The organism is Methanosarcina sp. (assembly GCF_035390745.1).
In the GTDB taxonomy this organism is placed as follows: Archaea; Halobacteriota; Methanosarcinia; order Methanosarcinales; family Methanosarcinaceae; genus Methanosarcina.
In genome coordinates this window covers 1-4,337 of sequence record NZ_DAOOUJ010000115.1, presented here as the reverse complement: position 1 = coordinate 4,337, position 4,337 = coordinate 1, and the positions used below count along the sequence as shown (strand labels likewise).

Sequence of the window (4,337 nt, the reverse complement as noted above, 5' to 3'; positions counted from 1 at the left end):
GAGTGGAGAAATACATTGTTGTGACCCATTTCCAGCGGGTTGTGGAAATTTCGGTCTAACTGTCAGGCAGGAATAAACAAAATTTCTATTTTTTATCACAACATCAAGACAGACAACCGGCATTAAGTATAACTGCGATAAACCCTATCTCCTTCTCCATGCTCATAGGACTCACAGGCACTCCGGGGACGGGAAAAACCTCGGTAAGCAAACTTCTCGAAAAACGCAGGGGATGGAAAGTAATCTACCTCAATGATCTCATAAAAGAAGAACACCTCTACACAGAGGTTGATGAAAAAAGAGATGCGGTAGTAGCAGATATGGAGCTTATCCAAAGCCGCCTTGGTGAGATTATTGATGAAATGGAAAAAGGGTCAATAAACGGAATAGTAATTCTTGAAAGTCATCTTGCTCACTACATAACAGACATCGTAATAGTGCTCAGGGCTTATCCTCCCGAACTGAAAAAAAGGCTTGAAAAGCGCGGATATTCTGAAGAAAAAATAAACGAAAACGCAGAAGCCGAATCAATCGATCTGATCCTGGCGGAAGCTTTTGAATGGTGCAAAAAAGTATTTGAAGTAAACACTACGGGCAGGACTGCAGAAGAGACTGCCGCGGATGTGGAAAAAATCATAGATAATCTTCTTGCTGGAAAAGAAGACGAACTGCAGGAATATGCCCCTGGTTCCCTTGACTGGATTGATTCCGTGCCCTGAAAAAGAATTGAAGTGTGAGAAAAACTGATAAAACAGGCTGAAAAGAAAGTATTGCTTAAAAAAGATTATAAAGAGAAATTGCTGTCACTGGTAGAAACAGTCCTCAGGCGGGCAACGCCGTCGAAGCTATTAATCACTTCTGCCACCGGTTTCGGGACAAGGTGCTCCCACTTTTCTCCTTCAATCATCCGCCTTCTGATCTCGGTACCGGAATACCTTTCTCTGAGATAAAGGGGAGATTCCTTAACACAGAATCCGGCTTCCTGGAAAAGCTGTATAACCAGAGGATTGTTTGAGTACACCACGTCAAAGTGAGGAGTTCTGGATACGACGTGGTGAACCCAGATAGAGTTATACCTGATATCTTCGATTGGGACGACGTAGTGACGGATAGGAAGGTGTTCAAGTGCATTATAGACCATAAGAACCCTTTCCCCTGCAGTAAACGGGTCAGTGGTTTCATGGCTTTTCTGGGCACTTCCTATACCAATTACCAGTTCGTCCACTTCTTCTGCAATCCGCGTGATTACGGCATGGTGTCCGAAGTGATACGGCTGAAAACGTCCTATGTAAAAAGCTCGTGTCATCGGATCAACCTCGAATGTACCGGATTCCTCTTTTGAATTAAGTTTTTAATTTTAATTGAATTTCAGACCGTTTCATTGCGGATTCCTGTCTCAAAGCTGAATTCCCTGCAGACTTCCAGGAAATGTTCCGCATTGCCCTTGCGCTTCATCTCGATAAGTTTTCCGACAAGTTCGAGACCCGGCTTGGGGTCTTCCATAATCTCCATCTCATCACGGACCATATCGAAATATTTTTCTCCGGTTTCGGTCCTTATGAAAACAGAGTTCCATCCGTCAGGTGTTCCAACCGAACCTACAGAAATATCGGCAAAGACAGAGGTATAGTCGCAGCAGTGATGGCAGGGGTTTCTTGCATACTTTGCAACATCCTTGATCGGCACGGAATGAACTTCTCCGTCCTTTGTGTAGACCCAGAATTTACCTTTTGTGAATTCCATCTTCACGATGTCCAGGATGTTGACCTTCATGATCTCAGGGATAATTTTGTCGAGCATGATATCATGATGGAAACTTTCCATACAGAGCAGACCTATTATGAGCACGATCTTTTCGTTTACATTTTCCCGGATCAAACGTGCAGCATGGGCCTGGCACGGCACACCAACAACTGCAATTCTGTCGTACTTTTCGAAAGCTTCCCTGAGAGCTGCTATTACGGGGTCTGAGGTATATTTTGTCCCTCTTGTCCTTTCAACATCTTCTGCACTGGTAAGCAGAACAACTTCAGGCTCCCATTTCTCGTTCCGGGTAATTCCCACAGCGCAGTCAATTTCACCTTTATTGAAGAGAGCTTTGAGAATTCCACTCGTTACACCTCCATCCTGGCTGCCGGCACTATCTTTAGATTTAGCACCGAAGAACTTACGAACGTTGGAAAGCTCGTTTTCTATAAATCCGTCCACTACAGGACAGATCCTGCTGCAGGTTAAGCAACCTTCACAAACCTGGTACGCAGCCCCTTTTACATAAAGGCTCAGATCGTTCGGATCTCGAATTTCTGCCGCCTTCTTTACGGAAACAGCCCCAATGGGACACACAGCCTCGCATGCCCCACAGGCTGCGCATACGTCATGTTGAATGACTTCTGCAATCTTTGGTGGCAATCAGTTACCTCCAATGCATCGATAAGCTCGCCTTACTGGCAAGATGTTTTTAAAAGTATAACTGGGATAATTAAAAAAATTATTGCAGGATGTAATAAAATTACATCTTTGCAATGATCTCTTTGCCTATAAGCTTTATTGCCTTTTCTTTGTCAGGACCGATTGGGGATCCGGCGACAATCTGGGTTACTCCGATTGCCTCAAGGTCTTTGATCCTCTTCATGCAGTCCTCTGGAGTTCCGCAGATTGCAAAGGCTTCGATCATCTGAGGTGTAACGAGTCCGCCCATGAGAGATCCGAAGTCTCCTTTGGCAATGGCATCGCCGATCTGCTTCTTGGCTTCGACAGGAATACCGTGGCGTGAGAGGACAATGTCAGGAGATCCTGCAACTATAAAAGCGACCACTACTTTTGCAGCATTAACTGCTTTTACAGGGTCTTTGTCAATGGAGAAACAGGCGTATGCGGCAATATCGACTTCGCTTGGATCGCGGCCAGCTTTTTCAGCACCCTTGCGGATCTGTTCCACAGCGACTTCAAAGTCTTTGGGGTGAGAAGCGTTGATGAGGACACCGTCTGCAATTTCACCGGCAAGTTCGAGCATCTTGGGACCCTGAGCACCCATGTAGATAGGGACTTTTCCAGCGTTAAAAGCAAGCTTGGCGCCTCCGAACTTAATCATTTCGCCGTCCATGGAAACTTTCTTGCCTGAGGTGAAATCTCTGATTGCCTGGATTGCTTCTTTGGTGGTTGCAAGAGGCTTTTCCCATGCAATACCCATGGCATCGAAAGTTGCTTTGTCCCCGGGTCCGAGACCAAGGACTGCCCTGCCGCCTGAAATTTCGGCAATGGAAGCAATACTGGATGCTGTGATTGCAGGGTTTCTGGTATAGGAGTTTGTAACACCGGAGCCGAGCTTGATGCTGTTGGTGTTCAGAGCGAGAACGGTAAGAGTGGAATATACGTCACGGTTGTTGTAGTGGTCAGTGATCCAGACGTAGTCGAATCCCTGCTGTTCTGAGAGCTTTGCGTAATATGCGATCTTTAAGGCAGGATCGGCCGGTACAAATTCAATTCCGAACTTCATCTTTGATTACTCCTTAAATTACTCCTTAATCTACTACTTATGGCTAGATGGGTCCTTTTTATCTCATATAAAAATATAGAGATTAAATTATAATTAACAACCATTACAATGGGTGCCAATTACAACCTCTAACTAGAATTCACATAACAGTATTTAAGAATCTATATATAATTAACTGTATTAAAGGAAATGTATATAAAAGAATCAATAAAACAATTCCTCAAACAGACATTACATCGAATACATGCTCAAAGCATGGCTCATTCAAAAGAAATAATCAAACCTTATAAATCTTATCCAGAAATAGATATTTTTCATATTATATTTCAAGAGGGAATTATAATAGAAGGGACAAAGCTTATTTTTAGCTTTTTTTAAAAGAAGTTTTCCTGCCAGAAATAGGAAAAGATTTATATTGTAAAAAAGTATGGCGTCGAATTTTGCAGAATATGTTATGCCAGTTATTGATAAATATCAGACTTAAAGAAGAGAGAAGAGGGAAAAAAGCCTGAAAGCCCGAAAAAAGACATATGAAAAAAAATAAGACCTATATCAATGGAAGGGAAATGTGAGACACTTTATTATTTTCTGGTCTTAAAATTTTCTCTGCGAGTTATACAAAACAATAAAATTTTAATTAAATACGGTCTTTGATCCAGAGACCTATTTTCCATGTTTTGATCTCAGCCGTTTTCTCAGAGTATAAAGCAACGGTTTTAGGTCCATTAGCAATTGCACTTACGTTAGATCGCTATCATCTCGACCCAAAAATAGTCCTCTTGAGGAAGCGAAGCGACCGAAAAGGACACCGCCCTCCCGAGGCGGAACTCGGGTGGCGCAA

The 4,337-nt window shown here is 43.1% G+C and carries 4 protein-coding genes; 1 reads left to right on the top strand and 3 read right to left on the bottom strand.

The genetic code is table 11. The annotated features are described in order from the left end of the window. Window positions 1-158 precede the first annotated feature (158 nt). Window positions 159-719, top strand: a complete 561-nt coding sequence (locus PLL47_RS14595; protein ID WP_324447264.1) for an adenylate kinase family protein — start codon at window positions 159-161, stop codon at window positions 717-719. 65 nt (window positions 720-784) lie between these two features. Here PLL47_RS14595 and PLL47_RS14590 read toward each other — a convergent pair whose 3' ends face one another. The 3 genes from PLL47_RS14590 to mer all read right to left on the bottom strand — a co-directional run bounded on the left by PLL47_RS14590 (window position 785) and on the right by mer (window position 3,496). Further along, complete coding sequence (locus PLL47_RS14590) at window positions 785-1,306, bottom strand: nicotinamide-nucleotide adenylyltransferase (protein ID WP_324447262.1); 522 nt, start codon at window positions 1,304-1,306, stop codon at window positions 785-787. A 62-nt stretch (window positions 1,307-1,368) separates the two neighbouring features. Beyond that, entirely contained in the window at window positions 1,369-2,409 is a 1,041-nt protein-coding gene (gene fpoF / locus PLL47_RS14585) for a F420H2 dehydrogenase subunit FpoF (protein ID WP_324447260.1), read from the bottom strand. 100 nt (window positions 2,410-2,509) lie between these two features. Further along, window positions 2,510-3,496: a 5,10-methylenetetrahydromethanopterin reductase gene (gene mer / locus PLL47_RS14580; protein WP_324447258.1), complete on the bottom strand. Its 987-nt coding sequence runs from the start codon at window positions 3,494-3,496 to the stop codon at window positions 2,510-2,512. Between the last annotated feature and the right edge of the window lie 841 nt (window positions 3,497-4,337).